Consider the following 19,490-nt stretch of genomic DNA (forward strand, 5'->3'; position numbering starts at 1 on the left):
TTACAAATGACTAATTATTTCATCTATATTAGAAATATCCCCCACAAAGGATGAGTTCACAATTCCTTGTTTAAAGGTATGCTCCATGACTTCATTTACATGTTCCATGGATATTTTATCAATTTTATTTAAAATCTCTTCTGGAGTTTTAATTTTGTTTAAAAACAAGGCAGATTTGCCATTAGAAAACATTCTACTACTAGTGCTTTCTAATCCTAGTATGTAGCTTCCCTTTAATTGTTCCTTGCCATTATAAAGTTGAACTTCATTTATACCTTTTTTTGTAAAAATACTCATTTGCTCTTTTATAGCATTAATTGCTTTTGCAGCTACAGCTGTATTTAATCCCAAATATATATTGATAATTCCAGTATTTTTCATAGAAGATAAACCACAATAAACTGAGTAACAAATACTCATTTCTTCTCTTAATTTTTGAAATAGGATAGATGAGGCCCCTCCTCCTAATATGTTGGTTAATATTAATAAAGGATATATAGAATCATTACCCATTTCGATTCCTGGTATACCTAAACTTATATGTAATTGTTCTATTTCTTTTTTTCTATATAAGTTGTCTTTTAAAATTAAAGGACTAGAGTAATTAGTTAATACTTTACTATTTTCATTTACATTCCAATGACCAAAATATTTATCTACTAAGCTTTCAATGGTAGTTACATTAAAATTTCCGCATATGGATATTACAGAGTTATCAGGTATGTAATACTTACCCATATATTCTTTTAGTATTTCTCTATTAAAGCCTTTTAAGCTTTCTTTAGTTCCTAATATAGGCAAAGATAAAGAGTCCTCACCCCAAATAGCAATGCTATGCAAATCCATTAATACATCTTCTGGTGAATCTTCACTCATGTTTATTTCTTCATAAATTACATTTTTTTCTTTTTCAATATCTTCATCTGCTAATTTTGAGTTTAATAATATATCAGATAGTACATCTAAAGATAAATCCAAATGAGTATTTAAGCTTTTGGTATAAAAACAAGTCATTTCCTTACTTGTAAAAGCGTTGATTTGTCCACCAACATTTTCAATAGTTTCAGCTATTTCTTTTCCTGCTCTTTTATTTGTACCTTTAAACAACATATGTTCTATAAAGTGTGAAATTCCATTATTATGTTTATTTTCATTTCTTGATCCTGTTTGAACAAAAACTCCTACACTTACAGAACTTACATATGGAATATGTTCTAGTACTATCCTCAATCCATTATCTAATTTTATAAGCTTATACATTTACTTCACCCTTCTGTAATATATAATAAAAAAATAAAAAGGCATTAATGCCCTTCTATTTTTAATCTTCTTTATTTGCAGATTCCTTTATAGCATCTTTTCTAGATAAATTTACTCTTCCTTGCTTATCTATTTCAGTAACTTTTACTAATATTTCATCACCTTGTGATACGATGTCTTCTACTTTATTTATGTGTTTAAAGTCTAATTGGGATATATGAACTAATCCTTCTTTTCCCGGAAGTATTTCAACAAAAGCACCAAAATTAGTTATTTTAGTTACCTTTCCTAAATATATTTCTCCAATAACCACATCTCTAGTTACATTTTCTATCATTTGTATAGCGGTATCAGCGCTTAATTTATCACTAGAAAGTATGAATATAGTTCCATCCTCTTTAATATCTATCTTTACACCAGTCTGGCTTATAATCTTATTGATGTTTTCTCCGCCTTTACCGATTACATCTCTTATTTTTTCAGGATTTATTGACATAGTATATGCTCTAGGTGCATATTTAGATAATTCCTCTCTAGGAGCTGGAATACATTCATTTATTTTACCTAATATATGCAGTCTTGCTTTTTTTGCATCGTTCATTGCAGTTTTTATACATTCTTTAGAAAGTCCTGCTATTTTTGTATCTACTTGTATTGCTGTTATACCTTTTTCAGTTCCTGCTACTTTAAAATCCATATCACCAAAGAAATCTTCTATACCTTGTATATCTGTTAAAATTTCTTCATGTGATAAATCTTCACTAGTGATTAAGCCCATGGCAATTCCTGCTGCTGGTCTTTTTATTGGAACACCTGCATCTAAAAGTGCTAATGTACTTCCGCAAACACTGGCTTGTGATGTAGAGCCATTAGAACTCAATACTTCAGAAACTAATCTTATAGTATAAGGGAATTGTTCTTCTGAAGGAATTAATGGTTCTAATGCTTTTTCAGCTAAAGCACCATGACCTATTTCTCTTCTTCCTGGACCTCTAAGGGGACCAACTTCTCCTACACTATAAGATGGGAAATTATAATGGTGCATATATCTTTTAGATTCTTCCGCACCTAAACCGTCAATAATTTGCACATCGCCTAAAGCTCCTAATGTAGCTACTGTTAAAACTTGAGTCATTCCTCTTGTAAATAATCCTGTACCATGAGTTCTTGGAAGTAATCCTACTTCACAACTAATAGGCCTTATTTCATCAAAAGTTCTGCCATCAGGTCTTCTATTTTCATTTAGAAGCATGTTTCTAACTACTTCTTTTTGCATTCGGTATACAACATCTGCTATATCCAATAAATTATCAGGATATTTTTCATTAAATTCTTCACCTATTTTTTCTTTAACTGTATCTAATTTTTGGTTTCTTTCATCTTTGTCAGTTATATACATTACTTCTTTAACCATATCAAAAGCAAAATCTCTTACTTCTTTTTCGATAGCTTCATCAACTTTAAAGCATATAGGCTCTTTCTTTTCTTTTCCCATTACTTCCATTAATTTAATTTGGAAGTCTGCTATTTTTTTACATTCCTCAAAACCAAACATTATAGCATCATACATAATATCTTCTGGTATTTCATCTCCGCCAGCTTCTATCATCATAACCCTGTTTCTTGTAGCTGAAACTGTTAAATTTAAAGGACTTTTTTCCCTTTCCTCTACTGTAGGATTTATTACAAAATTATCATCTACCATTCCAACTGATACTGTTCCTACAGGTTCTGAGTAAGGAATACTAGATAGACATAAAGCGATAGATGCACTATTAGCTGCTAATATTTCTGGTAAGTTATCTTGCTCAACAGATAAAACTGTACAAACTACTTGCACATCATTTCTATATCCTTTTGGAAATAAAGGTCTAAGAGGTCTGTCTATAGCACGAGCTGTAAGTATGGACTTATCTGACGGTTTACCTTCTCTTTTAATAAATCCTCCAGGTATTTTACCAACGGAATAAAGCCTCTCTTGGTATTCTACGCTAAAAGGTAAAAAGTCAATTCCCTCTCTAGGCTTCTCAGATGCATTTGCATTAACTAAAATAACTGTATCGCCATATTTAACTAAAACTGCTGCATCAGACAACATGCCTATTTTACCAAATTCTACTGTTAATTTTCTACCTGCAACGGTTGTTTCACACACATTATTCATAATATGTACCTCCCTTCAATACTAATAATAATATTATATCCTATGTATTGAATTTTATTTTTCGCTATATAAATAGAGCGGATAAACCGCTCTATGCTACTTTCTTAGATTTAATTCAGCTAAGATCTTACGATATCTTTCAATATCACGCTCTTTTAAGTAATTTAAAAGACCTTTTCTTTTACCAACCATCATTAAAAGACCTCTTCTTGAGTGGTGGTCTTTTTTATGAGATTTTAAGTGTTCATTTAAGTGGTTGATTCTTTCAGTTAGTAATGCTATTTGCACTTCTGGAGAACCAGTATCCCCTTCATGAGCAGCAAATTTTGTGATTATTTCTAATTTTTTAGCCTTATCCATTATTGTACACCTCCAATTGATAATCCCCACTAATCCATGAATAACGTCGGCAAGGCATTACTCATAGGTTATGGTTCACTATGTAATTATAACAAATATATTTTATATTGTAAATTAAAATTTGTAATTTTTTCATTTAAATTATTGCTTATAAGCAAAATTTTTATCTTTATTCAGTTGTTCCATAAGTTCATATATGTTATTAAATTTAATTTCATCTCTAATTCTGCTTATAAAACTAATTTTTATGTCTTTTCCATATATATTTTCCTGAAAATCTAATATATGAGTTTCTATAGTGAAATTCTTACCATCTACAGTAGGGCTATATCCAATATTTGTTATGCCTTTATAAAATTTATTTTTATACTGCACTTTTGTATAATAAACTCCTGCTTTGGGAATTATTATGCTTTGGTCAAATTCTATATTAGCAGTAGGAAACCCCATTTTATTCCCGAATTTTTTACCTTCTATTACTTTGCCACTTAAAGATAATTCAGAATAAAGTAGTTTGTTAGCTTTTTCTATATAACCATTAGAAATTAAATTTCTTATATATGTACTACTGACTATATCTTCATCTATTTTAATAGGGTCAATTATATTTAATTCAAATCCCATTTCAATGCTTAGTTCTTTTAAAAGTTTTACATTACCAGAATTCTTTTTTCCAAACTTGAAATTGAATCCTACAGTAATTCCATTAATATTATAATGATTTATAAGTAGTTCTATAAATTTTCTTGGCTCTATATTCATATATTCATAATCAAAAGGAACTAAATTTACTAAATCTATCCCTATTTCATTTAGACATTGTATTTTAGTGTTATTATCAAGTATAATTTTGGGAGCTAAACTTCTATTTATTATACTTAATGGGTGGTTTTTAAAAGTATAAACCATAGACTTAACATTATTTTTTTTTGCATGCTCTATAGTTTTATTTATTAATTCCATATGACCTATATGTAATCCATCAAAATTACCCAATGCCACATATGTTTTGTATGGTAAAACAATGTTAAACTTATCTTCCATGACTATCATAAAAATTACCTCTATTTTATTATATATAGATTAAGACAGTAACTTGGATATTTTCAAACCATCAACTGTCCTGATTCCAATGCCCATAAAACTTTCTTCATCATATATTCTATACATTTTATTTAAAGGAATATCACCTATGAGATATTTGTTTTTTACTTGAACACCATTTCGCAATAATTTTACTGTTTCCCCTTTTACTGAAAGTTTAGGGTACTTATTTAAAGCTTCTTCTATAGAAATACAGAATTCTTTAATATTTTCAGGGTTTATATTTGAAAGAGGTTGAGAGTTTTCCTTTTTAAAAGGTCCATTTTCTACCCTTTCAAGTTCCCACATGGTGGCACCTACCCCTAATGATTTACCTATATCATAGCAAAGACTTCTTATATAAGTTCCCTTAGAACACTGAACTTTAAATTTTATATAAGGTATTTCAATTTCTAATATATCTATACTATCTATATTAATTTGTCTAGCTGTTCGTTCTATTTCTATACCTTTTCTGGCTAATTCATAAAGTCTTTTGCCATTTACTTTTAAAGCTGAATACATAGGAGGGACTTGTTCTATTACACCTACAAAAGACTTTATCGTCTCTTCTATTTTTTTCTTATTTATACAATCTATAGGTTTTTCTTCTAAACTCTTGCCTTCTCTATCATAGGTATCTGTAATAATACCTAATTTTAATTTAGCTACATAAACCTTATGATTTTCCATTATATATTCTATAATTTTTGTTCCTTTGCCCAAACATACTGGAAGTATTCCTGAAGCCATTGGATCTAAAGTTCCTGCATGACCAACTTTTTTTTCCCCGGTTATTTTCCTTATGCTTTTTACTACATCAAAGGAAGTAATACCTTCTGGTTTATATATATTTAATACTCCGTCCATATTTATATCAACTCTTTTTCTAGTGCTTTTTTAATAGTTTCTTCTGCTTTATCTATCGATAATTCTAAAAATAAACCTGCTGCCCTTGTATGTCCACCGCCATTAAAAGTTTCAGCTATTTTTCTAACATCAACTTTATTTTTAGATCTTAAGCTTACTTTAGTGCCATTATTCCATTCTTTTAAAAGTACAGCTACCTCTACAGTATTTATACTAGTGCCAAAAGATATAGCATCACCAGTATCATCAATTTCCATTCCTAATGAATTTATCATATCCTGGGTTATCCTCATTAGACATAATTTATCATTAAAAAACATCTTCATATCTTCAATAATTTTTCCATATAATTTAATTTTACTTAAAGGTTTATTTTCAAAAACCTTTCTATGAATTTCACTGAAGTCTATACCTACATTAATAAGATCTCCAGCAATAGCATGAGTAACAGAAGTAGTACCTAAATGCCTGAAGGAACCACTATCTGTTATTAAAGAAGTATACAAGCATGTAGCCATATCTTCATCTATAGACACATTAAGTATTTTTAGCATTTGGTATATAATTTCCGCTACAGCAATAGCATTAGTATCTACATAGTTATAATCTCCATACATTTCATTTGATAAATGGTGATCTATATTTATTAGTGTATATTTTCTATTTTCCAAGTCTAAATTTTCAACATTTATTCTTTTAACATCACCACAATCAACCACTAGTACACAATCAGTATTTTGAGGTATAAAATTCTTTGTACCATCTATCTCTTTTGAATAGGGTAAAAACTGAAGATAATCTGGTGTACAGTCCTTGGAAATAATTTTTACATTTTTATGAAACTTCTTTAGCCCTTGCATAAGCGCTAAAGAAGTTCCTATAGAATCACCGTCAGGAGATTCATGAAAAGTTATAACTATATTTTCACTTTCACTAATTTTTTTTAATATATCATTCATTATCATTTTGACCTTGCTCCTTTATTTTTTCTAAAAGAGAGTCTATATACATTCCGTGTTCTATGCTATTGTCCATCTCTAATATTATTTCAGGAGTGTGTCTTAAATTAACTCTTCTTCCAACTTCACCTCTTATGAAGCCTGAAGAGTTTCTTAGTATTTGAAGAGTTTCTTCTTTTTCTGATTCTTCTCCAAAGATACTTACATATACTTTAGCATATCTTAAATCTTTAGTTACATTTACATCGGTAACACTTATCATAGTACCTACTCTAGGGTCTTTTATGTCATTTTGAATTATAGAACTAATTTCTCTTTTTAATTCCTCATTTATTCTTCCGGCTCTATATTTTCCCATTAATATCACTCCTTTTGGTAAGGGACATTATAAGGTTTGAGGTTTTATTTCTTCAATTATATAAGCCTCTAGTAAATCTCCTTCTTTGATATCATTGAAGTTTTCTACCATTATACCACATTCATACCCTGTGGCAGCTTCTTTTACATCGTCCTTGAATCTCTTTAAAGATGCAATTTCCGACTCAAATATTACAATACCATCCCTTATAACTCTTAACTTGCTATTTCTAGTTATCTTTCCATTTAGAACATAACATCCTGCTACAGTTCCTATATTTGATACTTTGTAAGTCTGTCTAACTTCTGCAGTTCCTTGAACTACTTCTTTGTATTCAGGTTCTAAAAGACCTACCATAGCTTTCTTTATATCCTCTATAGCATCATATATAACTCTATATGTTTTAATGTCTACATTTTCCTTTTCAGCTAATTCTGAAGCTTTTCCATCTGGTCTTACATTAAAACCTATTATTATAGCAGTGGATGCAGTTGCTAGTATAACGTCTGTTTCATTTATAGCACCTACGCCGCCATGTATAACTCTAACTTTTACTGAATCTGTAGATAATTTTTCAAAAGATTGTTTTACAGCCTCTACTGAACCTTGAACATCTGCTTTAACTATTATATCAAGCTCTCTAACAGTACCTTCTTGTATTTGGTTATACAAATCTTCTAGAGAAACTTTATGTGAAGAATGAAGTCTTTGCTCCCTGTCTTTTTCTCTTCTCTTTTCAGCCATAATTCTAGCAGTTTTTTCATCTTTAACTACATTGAACTTATCTCCAGCTTCTGGAACTTCAGACAAGCCTAGTATCTCTACTGGTATAGATGGACCAGCGGATTTTATCTTTTTACCTTTATCATCGAACATAGCTCTTATTCTACCATAAGTAGAACCAACTATTATGGAATCACCTGTTCTTAAGGTACCATTTTGAACTAATAACGTAGCGACAGGTCCTCTTCCTTTATCCAGTTTTGCTTCTACAACAGTACCTTTTCCACTTCTCTTTGGATCAGCTTTTAGTTCTAACATTTCTGATGTTAAAACAACCATCTCTAGAAGTTCATCTATACCTTCTTTAGTGTGAGCTGATACAGGAACACAAATAGTGTTTCCACCCCAATCTTCTGGTATAAGTTCATATTCAGTTAACTCTTGCTTAACTCTATCAGGATTTGCTGAAACTTTATCCATTTTGTTAATAGCCACGATTATTGGAACGTTAGCAGCTTTACAGTGACTTATAGCTTCTTTAGTTTGAGGCATTATTCCATCATCAGCTGCTACCACTAGTATTACTATATCTGTAATTTGAGCTCCTCTAGCTCTCATGGAAGTAAATGCTTCGTGTCCTGGAGTATCTAGAAAAGTTATTTTTTCATCATTTAATTGAACAGTGTATGCACCTATATGTTGAGTGATTCCGCCAGCTTCAGTGCTTGTAACTTTACTCTTTCTTATAGCATCTAATAAAGAAGTTTTACCATGGTCTACGTGACCCATTACTGTAACTATTGGAGGTCTTTTTTCTCCTCCATCATTATCTTCTTGTTCTATATCATCTAATTCCTCTTCATTATTGCCCTCTTCCTTTTGAGCAATTAATGCATTAAATTTTTCTGCAACCTTTTCTGCAGTATTTATATCTATTTCTTGGTTAACTGAAGCCATAACGCCTACAAGCATTAATTCCTTTATAACTTCTGCATAAGGTTTTTTTAGTTTATCTGAAAATTCTTTAACTGTAATGGTATCTTCCATTTCAATTATTATTTCTTCCTCATCTACATTCTTTTTAGCTGCATTAGTTTGATTTTTTACCATTTGAGGTTTATCAGCTTTTTTACCATCTTTTGAATTCTTAATATTCTTTTTACCGTCTTTTGGATTTACAACCTCTTCATCTTCCGAATCATTTTTTTCTTCATAAAGTTCTTTAATTAAATCAGCATCTTCTGATTCAATAACGCTCATATGATTTTTAGCTTTTATTCCAAATTCGTTAAATAGAACATCTATTAACTCTTTGCTAGAAACACCTAGTTCCTTTGCTAATTCATATATTCTAACTTTTGTCATAAATATTCACCCCCGTGTTATTAATTATTAAATTCTTTGAATAATAAAATTAGTTTTTCGCTCATTTTTTCATTGACAATTCCAAGTACATTTAAGCCTTCTCTTCCTAAAATTGCACTTATATCTTCGCTAGATATGTCCTCTAGTAATGGCACATGGTATCTTTGGCAATAATTTCTAAACTTATTTTTTGTATTATCCGAACATTCTTTAGATAATATAATAAGATAAACTTTAGATTTTTTTATAGCCTCTTCACATTTATTATACCCTACAAGAAGATTGCCTGATTTCTTAACAATACCTAAAAACTGAAAAAATTTACTTTTCATCGCATATCTCTTCTTTCAGTTTATTATAAATTTCCTCTTCTATTTTAGAATTAAGGTTTTTTTCTAATCTTTTTGTTTTGAAGGCTTTTTCTAAACATGCAACATCTTTACAAATATAAGCTCCTCTTCCTGGTTTTTTACCAGTTAAATCCATAGATATTTCACCTTCGTTATTTTTAACAATTCTTATTAATTCCTTTTTAGGTTTCATTTCCATGCAGCCTGTGCACATTCTTTGTGGTATCTTTTTAACTTTCATAAGTAAACACCTACTCCTCGTTTACATCTATTTCCTGTTGTTCCATTGCCTGTGATTCACTTTTGATGTCGATTTTCCAACCAGTTAATTTAGCCGCTAATCTAACATTTTGGCCTTCTTTACCTATAGCTAGGGAAAGTTGATCATCTTTTACTACTACTTTAGCTGATTTATTATCTTCATCTACTTCAACGCTTATGACTTTAGCAGGGCTTAGAGAATTAGATATATATTCTTCAGGTAGCTTACTCCATTTTATTATGTCAATTTTTTCGTTATTAAGTTCATTTACTATATTTTGAACTCTTATTCCCTTAGGTCCAACACAAGCTCCCATAGCATCTATATTTTCATCATTAGAATATACAGCTATTTTAGTTCTTGAACCAGCTTCTCTTGAAATACTTTTGATTTCAACAGTACCATCATAAATTTCAGGAACTTCTAGTTCAAATAGTCTTTTAATAAGTCCTGGATGAGTTCTAGAAACTACTACTTGTGCTCCCTTAGTTGTATTTTTTACTTCTACTATGTATAATTTTAATTTTTCATTAAAATTATACTGTTCACCTAAAATTTGCTCATTTGGAGTTAATATAGCTTCAATTTTTCCAAGATTAACAAAAACATTACCTCTATCTTTTCTAATAACAGTTCCAGTCATTATATCGAATTCTTTAGTGATGAATTCGTTGTAAATTATATTTCTTTCTGCTTCTTTAATTCTTTGAATAACAACTTGTTTTGCTGATTGTGCTGCCACTCTACCAAATTTCTTAGGGGTAACTTCTAATTCTACTATATCACCCAATTGGTATTTTGGATCAATTTCTTTTGCCTCTTTAGTAGTTATTTGACATATAGGATCTTCTACTTCTTCAACTACATCTCTTTGAGAATAAACATGTATATCTCCTGTAACTCTATTCATTTCAACTCTAACATTTGAATTGTTGCTTCCATAGTTTTTCTTATATGCTAATACTAATGCATCTTCAATTGTGGAAAATATTAAATCTTCGTCTATTCCTTTTTCCTTGACTATTTCTTTTAATGATTCTATAAATTCTTCATTCATTTATTTTTACCCTCCTTAAATCTCCCCGTTTAAATTTATAGCCTTTATTTTTTCTCTAGGAATAGAAATTTCTTCCCCTTCCTTTGTGAGTGTAATTTCGGAATCATTAAAACCTTTTAAAACTCCAATAAATTTTTTACTGCCATTAAATAATTTATTTAATCTAATAGTAATAGATTCTCCTATATATTTATTTAAATGTCCTTCAGTATATAGTTGTCTTTCTATTCCTGGCGATGAAACTTCTAAATAATAACTATCAGGAATTGGGTCCTCTTGATCCAACATATCACTGATTTGTCTGCTAACTTTTTCACAATCATTTAGTCCTATACCATTTTCATGATCTATATATATCCTAAGAAAGTTTTCACCTTGTTCCTTTACAAATTCTATATAATATAATTGGTATCCGCTTCTCGATACTATTGGTTCTACAAGTTTATTAATATTAGTCATTAATTCACTATTATTCATTAGGCATACCTCCTTATCTATATTATTGATGTATTAATAGTATTTTATCTATTTTTAAATAAAATATTATTAAAACGCAACTAGTGCTGCGTTTTAATTAAATAGAAAGAGCGGGCTCTATTGCCCACTCCTTTCGTTTAGAAATTATAATAAATAATTACACTATTTTCATTTTAGCATATTAGTTTATGTATTTCAAGTAAAGTATTGAATATTGTTTAAAATAGTGATAATTGATTAGTATCAGGCATTCCTTGAAGGCAACCATGATTATCTAAGGTTTCTATAACAGTTTTGGATACTTTAGCTCTAATTCTTAAATCTTCTTTAGAAATAAACTCGCCATCCTCTCTAGAGGCCTCTATACTTTTAGCTGCATTTTCACCAACACCTGCTAAAGCATTAATAGGCGGTCTTATGCCTTCTTCTTCAATTAGAAATTTTGTAGAATGTGATTTATACAAATCTACCTTTAAAAATTTTATTCCTCTTTTATACATTTCATAAGAAATTTCCAGTATAGTAAGAAGCCCCTTATCCTTTTGAGTCATGTCATTTCCCAGCTTATTAATTTCTTCCATTTTAAGTTTTATCATATCTTCTCCTTTTACAATTAAATCTGCATCAAAATCATCTGCCCTAACTGTAAAATATGTTGCATAATAAGCTTCAGGATAGTACACCTTAAAATAAGCTATTCTTACAGCCATCATAACATAAGCTACTGCGTGACCTTTAGGAAACATGTATTTTATCTTTTTACAAGAATCTATATACCAATCAGGTACGTTATGTTCTCTCATTAATTTTTCATGTTCCTCAGTAAGTCCCTTTCCTTTTCTTACCTTTTCCATTATGGTAAAGGCATCTTTATGCGGCAAGCCTTTGTATATCAAATAAACCATAATGTCATCTCTTGTGGCTATACAATCTTTCAGTGTAGTGTATCCTTCTTTTATATAATACTGAGCATTATTTATCCAAACATCCGTTCCATGAGATAGTCCAGATATTCTCACTAAATCAGAAAATGTTTTAGGTTGCGTATCTACAAGCATTTGTCTTACGAATTTTGTTCCAAATTCAGGCAAACCATAACTTCCAACTTCGCACCCTAATTCTTCCTCTGTAATTCCAAGGGCCTCAGGGGAAGTAAATAAACTCATAACTTTAGGATCGCCTAAAGGAACACTTCTAGGATCTATTCCAGTTAAATCTTTTAACATTCTAAGCACTGTAGGGTCATCATGCCCAAGTATATCAAGTTTTAAAAGTCTACCACTTATAGAATGATAATCAAAGTGAGTAGTTATTATTTCTGAATTAGGATCATCTGCTGGGTGCTGTATAGGACAGAAATTATATATTTCATTATCTGCCGGCACAACCATTATTCCACCTGGATGCTGTCCAGAGGTTCTTTTAATTCCAGTACAACCCTGAGTTAATCTTTCAATTTCTGCATTAGGAACCCTTTTGTTTCTTTCACTTAAGTATTTTTTTACAAATCCATAAGCGGTTTTATCTGCTACAGTACCTATAGTACCAGCTTTAAAAGTGTGACCCTTTCCAAATAGAACTTCGGTATATTTATGAATATCTCCTTGGTTATCTCCAGAGAAATTCAGATCTATATCTGGTTCCTTATCTCCATTAAATCCAAGGAAAGTTTCAAATGGTATATCATGACCATCTTTTATTAATTGCTCTCCGCAATTAGGACAAACTTTATCGGGCAAATCAAATCCTGATCCTATGCTACCGTCTGTGAAAAATTCACTATACTTACACTTAGGACATACATAGTGAGGTGGAAGACCATTTACCTCTGTTATGTTACACATAGTTGCAACTAAAGAAGAACCTACAGAACCTCTTGAACCTACTAAGTATCCATCGCTTAAAGATTTAGCTACAAGTTTCTGAGCTATTAAATATAAAACTGCATATCCATTATTAATTATGGAATTTAATTCTTTATCAATTCTTTCTTTCACTGTTGAAGGAAGAGGATCTCCATATATGTCATGGGCCTTTTTAATGGTCATTTGCCTTATTTCTTCTTCTGAGCCTTCTATTTTAGGAGGGAAAGTTTCATCTGGTATAGGTTTTACCATTTCCACTTCAGCTGCAATTTTTTTAGTGTTGTAAATAACCACCTCTTTGGCTATATCCTCTCCTAAATAATTGAATTCTTCAAGCATTTCTTGTGTAGTTCTAAAGTATAGCGGTGCTTGATCATCTGCATCGTCAAAACCTTGACCTGCCATAAGTATTCTTCTAAAAACTTCATCCTTAGGATCCATAAAATGTACATCACAAGTAGCTACCACAGGTTTATTATACTTCTTACCTAAATCATATATTTTTTTATTTATGGATTTTAACTCATCTACATTTTTTACTGTTCCATTTTTAACCATAAACATATTATTTCCTACAGGTTGAATTTCTAAATAATCATAGAACTTTATAAGCTCTTCTAATTCTTCCTCAGAACTTCCTTGAAGAACAGCTTTATATATTTGTCCAGCTTCACAAGCTGATCCTATTATAAGTCCCTCTTTGTATTTTTCAATTAAACTTTTAGGCATTCTAGGTCTTCTGTGAAAATAATCTAAGTGGGCATAAGATATCAATTTATAAAGATTTTTAATACCCGTTTGGTTTTTAGCTAAAATTATTAAATGATATGTAGGAGCTTTCTTTATATCAAAATTACCTATATATTCTTTATTTAATTGTTCTAAAGAATTAATCTCCTTATTATTTAATAATTTAAAACACTCTAACAATATATCTCCTGTAGCTTTGGCGTCATCTACAGCCCTATGATGATTATCTAAGGAAATATTTAAGTGTTTAGCTACAGTATCTAATTTATATCTCTTTAAAGTAGGAAAAAGATATTTGCACAGTGGTATTGTATCCATTATTGCATTATTAAAGTTTATATTTAAGTCTCTACAATTTTTCTTTATAAAACTAGTATCAAAAGCCGCATTATGTGCTACCACTGTAGAATCACCTATAAAGTCCATAAATCTAGGTAAAATATATTCTATAGTTTCTGCATTTCTAACATGTTCATTGGTTATACCTGTTAACTCTACTATTTTAGATGGTATATCCCTATTAGGATTTACAAATTCATTAAAGGAATCTATTATTCTGCCATTCTTTATTTTTACAGCTCCTATTTCAATGATTTTATCATTGTTACTAGAAAAACCGGTAGTTTCTATATCAAAAACTACAAATTCATCCTGAATGGTTTCATTGCCCTTAGCGCCTATAACTATAGGAACTCCATCGTCTACTAGGTAAGCTTCTACTCCATAAATTACTTTTATACCATATTTTTTAGAAGCATCCATAGCCTCCGGGAAAGCTTGAACTACCCCGTGGTCAGTGATAGCTATAGCTTCGTGCCCCCATTTAGCAGCTCTTTGTATTAATTGTGATGCGGAGGAAATACCATCCATAGAGCTCATGCCTGTATGTAAATGTAATTCAACTCTTTTTTCCTCACAAGTATCCATTTTATTTATTTTAAGAGCCTTGTTAACACTTCGCCCAAGCACTAAAATTTCTTTATAATAGGTATCAAATATAGCTTCTCCAAAAACTTTACAACGAAGACCCTCTTTAATATCTTCCAATGCAGCTTCAGCTTCTGCAGGTTTTAAAAACATTTTTACTGCAATAGAACTAGTGTAGTCTGTAATATAAAATAAAACTATTTTCTTTCCGTTTCTTGCTTCTGTTACTTTAAGTTTAAATATATCTCCTTCTATAGCAACAAACCCTGAGGTTTCTGTAATTTCTGATATTTTAACCATATCTTCACTATTAACTTTTTTACCAATTATAACATTTTCATCTAAAGAAGCTGAAGAATTTCTCCTGCTTTCTCCATTATATTGATATTTAGAATTGGTCTTTTTACTATCATTTTTTTTGCTAGCACCGCTGCTTTGAGTTTCTTTTATTTCTTTTAGAACTTCTTTAATTAAACTTTTCTCTTCAATTTCCTTAAGTTTTACATAATTATCTTCAACTAATTTACTATTAAAAGTCAATTGTACTCTACAATTTATAGAGAACATATCTAATATACAATTCTTTATTAAAATTTCAACTTTCCTATTTTTTAACAGCAAGCATAAAAATTCATTTCCACACTGAATCTTTAATAAGTCTTCCTGTACCTCTTTTTTGCAATTATTTAAACATTCCTTAGCTATGGGCATATAATTTGTTACAGCGCCACATAAATCATTCCAATGACTGTTACACACTTCTTCCAAAGTAACATTTTTAATATCTTTATAACATATTAAGTGAATGTCATGAAAATATTTTAATCTTTTGCCTATTATATTTTTTAAAGTTTTCCTATATTCTTCATTTATATCCTTAGGAGTTCTTATTATCACATTTAACTTTTCACTTTTTTTAAAATATTGTATTCTCACTAATTCTATATCTTTTATAGACAAAGATTCTTTTTCAATATCCTCTTTTAGTAACTGTACTAGGCTGTTTTGCATTTACATTCCTCCTAGCAAAATATAAGATAATGTAATTAATAATGCAGGATTTCAATTTAGTTGAATCCTGCATTAATTTATGTTAAAGTTTTTCTATTTCTTTAATTAGTTCTTTAACTAAATCTTCTTCTTTTACTTTCTTTATTATTTCTCCTTTTTTGAAAATCAATCCCTCACCTTTTCCTCCTGCTATACCTATATCTGCTTCTCTAGCTTCTCCTGGTCCATTAACTACACAACCCATTATAGCCACTTTAATATTCTTTTGGCAAGTAGTAAGTTTATCCTCTACTTCTTTTGCAATTCTTATGAGGTCAATTTGTGTTCTTCCACAAGTAGGACAGGATACAAATTCTATTCCTGATTTTAAATATCCTAAAGACCTTAATATTTCCCTTCCTACTTTTACTTCTTCTATTGGTTCACCGGTTAAAGATACCCTTATAGTATCCCCTATTCCTTGAGATAAAAGGGAACCTATTCCTACACTAGACTTTATAGTACCCCTCCAGCTTGTTCCTGCCTCTGTTACCCCTAAGTGAAGAGGATAATCTACAGTTTTTGATATAAGCTTATAACTTTCTATCATTTGCATAACATCTGAAGATTTTATTGAAATAGCTATATTGTTGAATCCTACGCTTTCCAATATATTTACATGCTCCAATGCACTTTCGACTAAAGCTTCTGGACAAACCCTTTTATACTTATCTAATAATTTTTTATCCAAGGAACCAGAGTTAACACCTATTCTTATTGGAATACCTTTTTCATCAGCAGCTTTAGCTACTAATTTAACTCTTTCTATACTTCCTATATTTCCAGGATTTATTCTAAGACCATGTACTCCATTTTCTATAGACTTAAGAGCTAATCTATAGTCAAAGTGTATATCCGCAACTAGTGGGATTTTTATTTTAGACACTATGTGTTTTATAGCTTCACTGGCCTCTTCATCAGGTACAGCACATCTTATTATGTCACAGCCAGCTTCCTCTAATTGTATTATTTGTTTAACAGTCTTTTCTGCATCTCGTGTATCTGTATTGGTCATTGATTGCACAGTAATTTTAGAATCACCGCCAACATATATATCACCAATTTTTAATTTTCTAGTATTTCGTCTAATCATATAATTTCATCTCCTATAATTTTAAAGGATAAAGTATATCTTTTATAGTAACTAATATGGCAAAAGATATTAGCACTATAAAACCAACATAAGTAATTTTACCTATTTTTTCTTCATTTAACTTTCTTCCAATTATTATTTCAATGATGGATACTATAATCCAGCCTCCATCCAAAGCTGGAATAGGTAAAAGATTAAATATTGCCAGTTGTACGCTTATATAAGCACTAATCCAAAGCAATGTAAGAATTCCCGCTTCTGCTGCTTTAGCAGATATTCTCATAACGCTAACAGGTCCCCCAACACCACTTAAAGGAACTTTCTTTTGAAAAAGCCCACCTAAAAACTTAAAAGTTTCTCTTGTTAATGAAGCCGTTTCTTCAAATCCTTGTGATATAGCTCCAAAAAACGTAGTCTTTTCTATAGTAGGATATACACCAATTATATATCTATTTTCTTCTGGTACTTCTTTAGATTTTAGTTTTTTGGTTATAGTCTTATTTTTTCTTAATAATGTTATTTGCATTTCTTCACCTTTTTTTACATTAATAGCTTTAACAAAATCATCCCATGAAGAAATCTTTGTTTCGTCTACGCCAATTATCTTATCTCCCTTTAGTATACCTGCAGCATGAGCAGGAGTATTCAATTCAACCTTACTTACTATAGGAACTTTTACACCATTTGCATAACCTATTATTGAAAATAGTATTATTGCTAAAATAAAATTCATTATTGGACCTGCAGCTACAATGGATAGCTTCTGTATTGGCTTTTTATTGTTTAAAGCCCTTTCATCAGAACATTCCTCTCCCTGCTCCCCCAGCATTTTTACATATCCACCAAAAGGTATGGCTCTTAATGAATATTCAGTTTCCTTTCCTTTTTTGCCTAAAAGCTTAGGCCCCATTCCAACAGAAAACTCTTCAACTTTTACATTATTTAATTTAGCAATAAAAAAGTGTCCTAACTCATGACCTATTATTAATACGCTAAAAGCCAACAATGCTAATAAAAGATAAAATATATTCACAAAAATTCCCCTTCCTAATATTAATAAGTACTATAGATATATTTTCTTACTTCGTTATCCATATTTAATATATCCTCTATTTCAGGTTCTTTTATATTATTAAATTTTCCTAAACAATGCTCTATTATGTCCTCTATTTGTAAGTATCCTATTTTTTCTCTTAAAAACAAATCTACTACAACCTCATTAGCACTGTTAAGAACAGTAGGCATTAAGCCTCCTATTTTCCCAGCTTCATAAGCTAATCTTAAACACCCGAAGGTATTCATATCTGGTTTTTCAAAAGTAAGTGTGTTTAAAGTATAAAAATCTAAAGAATTTATAACTTTATTTTTTCTAATTGGATAGTTTAATGCATATTGTATAGGTAATTTCATGTCAGGGTCTGCAAGTTGAGCAATTATACTTCCGTCTATGTATTCAATCATTGAATGTATGATGCTTTGAGGGTGAACAACTACTTGAATATTATCATAATCTACATCAAAAAGCCAATGAGCTTCAATTACTTCTAATCCCTTATTCATTAAAGTAGAAGAATCTATAGAGATCTTTTTTCCCATATTCCACTTTGGATGTTTGAGAGCCTGTAAAGGTGTTATATTCTTTAATTGTTCTTTAGTTTTACCTTTAAAAGGACCACCGGAAGCTGTCAATAATATCTTATTTATATCTTCTTTTTTATTCCCCTGTAAACATTGAAATATTGCACCGTGCTCTGAATCTACAGGAAGTATATTTATGTTATTTTTTAATGCTTCCCTTTTTACTATTTCCCCTGCAACTACTAAAGTTTCTTTATTAGCTAAAGCTATATCTTTTTTTGCTTTTATAGCTTCTATAGTAGGTATTAATCCTATCATACCCACAACTGATGTAACTACTGTATTAACTTCCTCTAATGTAGATATAAATTTTAAACCTTCCATGCCATAAAGAACCTTTGTATTTAAATTCATACCCTTACAATAATCTCTTACCTTTTCATACGCTTCTTTATCCATCATTACTGCATAGGGTACATTAAATTCTTCTATAATTTCTATTATTTTATGGTAGCTTTTGTTAGCCGAAATACCTTTCAAACAAAAACTTTCTCTTTCTTTTCTAATTACATCTAGAGTTTGAGTTCCAATAGAACCCGTTGCACCTAGTATAGTTATGTTTTTCAAATGTCACCACTCCCTTAAGTTAAAATTGTCTCTTTTGCAGTTAATACATATAAAGGTCCCATAAACATACCTGCTACTCCAAAGAATTTTATACCAATATAAAATGATATAATAGCAGCTACTGGATGAATTTTAAACTTATTGCTCACAAATTTAGCTTCCATTATACTTCTATTTATAGCCAATAATAGATATAATAAAATTAAACCTATTCCTATTATATACTTTTTATAATAAATTTTATAGAGTATTAGAGGAATAAAAACTATTATAGTACCAATATAAGGTATTATATCTAATATACCACATACT

At 30.2% G+C, this 19,490-nt stretch carries 17 protein-coding genes; all 17 read right to left on the reverse strand.

What is annotated here, in order from left to right:
* Positions 1-1,260, reverse strand: coding sequence for a M16 family metallopeptidase (locus FGK85_RS08580; protein ID WP_138205651.1), 1,260 nt, complete (start codon positions 1,258-1,260; stop codon positions 1-3).
* A gap of 61 nt (positions 1,261-1,321) precedes the next feature.
* A complete protein-coding gene (locus FGK85_RS08585; protein WP_138205653.1) occupies positions 1,322-3,424 on the reverse strand; it encodes a polyribonucleotide nucleotidyltransferase in 2,103 nt (700 codons plus the stop codon).
* 96 nt (positions 3,425-3,520) lie between these two features.
* On the reverse strand, positions 3,521-3,784 hold the full coding sequence (rpsO, locus tag FGK85_RS08590; protein ID WP_138205655.1) for a 30S ribosomal protein S15: 264 nt from the start codon (positions 3,782-3,784) through the stop codon (positions 3,521-3,523).
* Between the two features lie 141 nt (positions 3,785-3,925).
* Positions 3,926-4,837 carry a bifunctional riboflavin kinase/FAD synthetase gene (locus tag FGK85_RS08595; RefSeq protein WP_138205657.1) on the reverse strand — a complete coding sequence of 304 codons (912 nt, stop codon included), beginning with the start codon at positions 4,835-4,837 and terminating at the stop codon, positions 3,926-3,928.
* Positions 4,838-4,867: 30 nt separating this feature from the next.
* A complete protein-coding gene (gene truB, locus FGK85_RS08600) occupies positions 4,868-5,737 on the reverse strand; it encodes a tRNA pseudouridine(55) synthase TruB (protein ID WP_138205659.1) in 870 nt (289 codons plus the stop codon).
* Between the two features lie 2 nt (positions 5,738-5,739).
* A complete protein-coding gene (locus FGK85_RS08605) occupies positions 5,740-6,702 on the reverse strand; it encodes a DHH family phosphoesterase (RefSeq protein ID WP_138205661.1) in 963 nt (320 codons plus the stop codon).
* Complete coding sequence (gene rbfA / locus FGK85_RS08610; RefSeq protein ID WP_138205663.1) at positions 6,689-7,054, reverse strand: 30S ribosome-binding factor RbfA; 366 nt, start codon at positions 7,052-7,054, stop codon at positions 6,689-6,691. Before rbfA ends, FGK85_RS08605 begins: the two co-directional genes overlap by 14 nt.
* A 27-nt stretch (positions 7,055-7,081) precedes the next feature.
* Positions 7,082-9,142 carry a translation initiation factor IF-2 gene (gene infB, locus FGK85_RS08615; RefSeq protein ID WP_138205665.1) on the reverse strand — a complete coding sequence of 687 codons (2,061 nt, stop codon included), beginning with the start codon at positions 9,140-9,142 and terminating at the stop codon, positions 7,082-7,084.
* Positions 9,143-9,162: 20 nt separating this feature from the next.
* A complete protein-coding gene (locus tag FGK85_RS08620) occupies positions 9,163-9,474 on the reverse strand; it encodes a ribosomal L7Ae/L30e/S12e/Gadd45 family protein (RefSeq protein ID WP_138205667.1) in 312 nt (103 codons plus the stop codon).
* A complete protein-coding gene (gene rnpM / locus FGK85_RS08625; protein ID WP_138205669.1) occupies positions 9,464-9,733 on the reverse strand; it encodes an RNase P modulator RnpM in 270 nt (89 codons plus the stop codon). Before rnpM ends, FGK85_RS08620 begins: the two co-directional genes overlap by 11 nt.
* Positions 9,734-9,743: 10 nt before the next feature.
* The gene (nusA, locus tag FGK85_RS08630) at positions 9,744-10,811 is read right to left on the reverse strand and encodes a transcription termination factor NusA (protein WP_138205671.1); all 1,068 of its coding nucleotides are present in this window, start codon (positions 10,809-10,811) and stop codon (positions 9,744-9,746) included.
* A 15-nt stretch (positions 10,812-10,826) separates the two neighbouring features.
* Complete coding sequence (gene rimP / locus FGK85_RS08635; protein WP_138205673.1) at positions 10,827-11,288, reverse strand: ribosome maturation factor RimP; 462 nt, start codon at positions 11,286-11,288, stop codon at positions 10,827-10,829.
* Positions 11,289-11,506: 218 nt separating this feature from the next.
* Positions 11,507-15,841, reverse strand: coding sequence for a PolC-type DNA polymerase III (locus tag FGK85_RS08640; RefSeq protein ID WP_138205675.1), 4,335 nt, complete (start codon positions 15,839-15,841; stop codon positions 11,507-11,509).
* A gap of 82 nt (positions 15,842-15,923) precedes the next feature.
* A complete protein-coding gene (ispG, locus tag FGK85_RS08645) occupies positions 15,924-16,973 on the reverse strand; it encodes a flavodoxin-dependent (E)-4-hydroxy-3-methylbut-2-enyl-diphosphate synthase (RefSeq protein WP_138205677.1) in 1,050 nt (349 codons plus the stop codon).
* Positions 16,974-16,986: 13 nt separating this feature from the next.
* On the reverse strand, positions 16,987-18,006 hold the full coding sequence (gene rseP / locus FGK85_RS08650; protein ID WP_138205679.1) for an RIP metalloprotease RseP: 1,020 nt from the start codon (positions 18,004-18,006) through the stop codon (positions 16,987-16,989).
* Between the two features lie 20 nt (positions 18,007-18,026).
* Positions 18,027-19,178, reverse strand: coding sequence for a 1-deoxy-D-xylulose-5-phosphate reductoisomerase (locus FGK85_RS08655; RefSeq protein ID WP_138205681.1), 1,152 nt, complete (start codon positions 19,176-19,178; stop codon positions 18,027-18,029).
* Between the two features lie 14 nt (positions 19,179-19,192).
* Positions 19,193-19,490: AI-2E family transporter (locus FGK85_RS08660; RefSeq protein WP_138205683.1), on the reverse strand; the 298-nt coding region annotated here is incomplete at its 5' end.

Origin of the sequence: Haloimpatiens lingqiaonensis (assembly GCF_901447495.1) — a bacterium.
Classification (GTDB): domain Bacteria; phylum Bacillota; class Clostridia; order Clostridiales; family Clostridiaceae; genus Haloimpatiens; species Haloimpatiens lingqiaonensis.

Excerpts from the sequence above, each read along its gene's own strand:
- FGK85_RS08605 (WP_138205661.1), bottom strand. The coding sequence starts at position 6,702 with ATGATAATGAATGATATATTAAAAAAAATTAGTGAAAGTGAAAATATA.
- FGK85_RS08595 (WP_138205657.1), bottom strand. The coding sequence starts at position 4,837 with ATGATAGTCATGGAAGATAAGTTTAACATTGTTTTACCATACAAAACA.
- nusA (WP_138205671.1), bottom strand. The coding sequence starts at position 10,811 with ATGAATGAAGAATTTATAGAATCATTAAAAGAAATAGTCAAGGAAAAA.
- FGK85_RS08585 (WP_138205653.1), bottom strand. The coding sequence starts at position 3,424 with ATGAATAATGTGTGTGAAACAACCGTTGCAGGTAGAAAATTAACAGTA.
- ispG (WP_138205677.1), bottom strand. The coding sequence starts at position 16,973 with ATGATTAGACGAAATACTAGAAAATTAAAAATTGGTGATATATATGTT.
- rimP (WP_138205673.1), bottom strand. The coding sequence starts at position 11,288 with ATGAATAATAGTGAATTAATGACTAATATTAATAAACTTGTAGAACCA.
- rnpM (WP_138205669.1), bottom strand. The coding sequence starts at position 9,733 with ATGAAAGTTAAAAAGATACCACAAAGAATGTGCACAGGCTGCATGGAA.
- FGK85_RS08640 (WP_138205675.1), bottom strand. The coding sequence starts at position 15,841 with ATGCAAAACAGCCTAGTACAGTTACTAAAAGAGGATATTGAAAAAGAA.
- rpsO (WP_138205655.1), bottom strand. The coding sequence starts at position 3,784 with ATGGATAAGGCTAAAAAATTAGAAATAATCACAAAATTTGCTGCTCAT.
- infB (WP_138205665.1), bottom strand. The coding sequence starts at position 9,142 with ATGACAAAAGTTAGAATATATGAATTAGCAAAGGAACTAGGTGTTTCT.
- rbfA (WP_138205663.1), bottom strand. The coding sequence starts at position 7,054 with ATGGGAAAATATAGAGCCGGAAGAATAAATGAGGAATTAAAAAGAGAA.
- truB (WP_138205659.1), bottom strand. The coding sequence starts at position 5,737 with ATGGACGGAGTATTAAATATATATAAACCAGAAGGTATTACTTCCTTT.
- FGK85_RS08580 (WP_138205651.1), bottom strand. The coding sequence starts at position 1,260 with ATGTATAAGCTTATAAAATTAGATAATGGATTGAGGATAGTACTAGAA.
- FGK85_RS08620 (WP_138205667.1), bottom strand. The coding sequence starts at position 9,474 with ATGAAAAGTAAATTTTTTCAGTTTTTAGGTATTGTTAAGAAATCAGGC.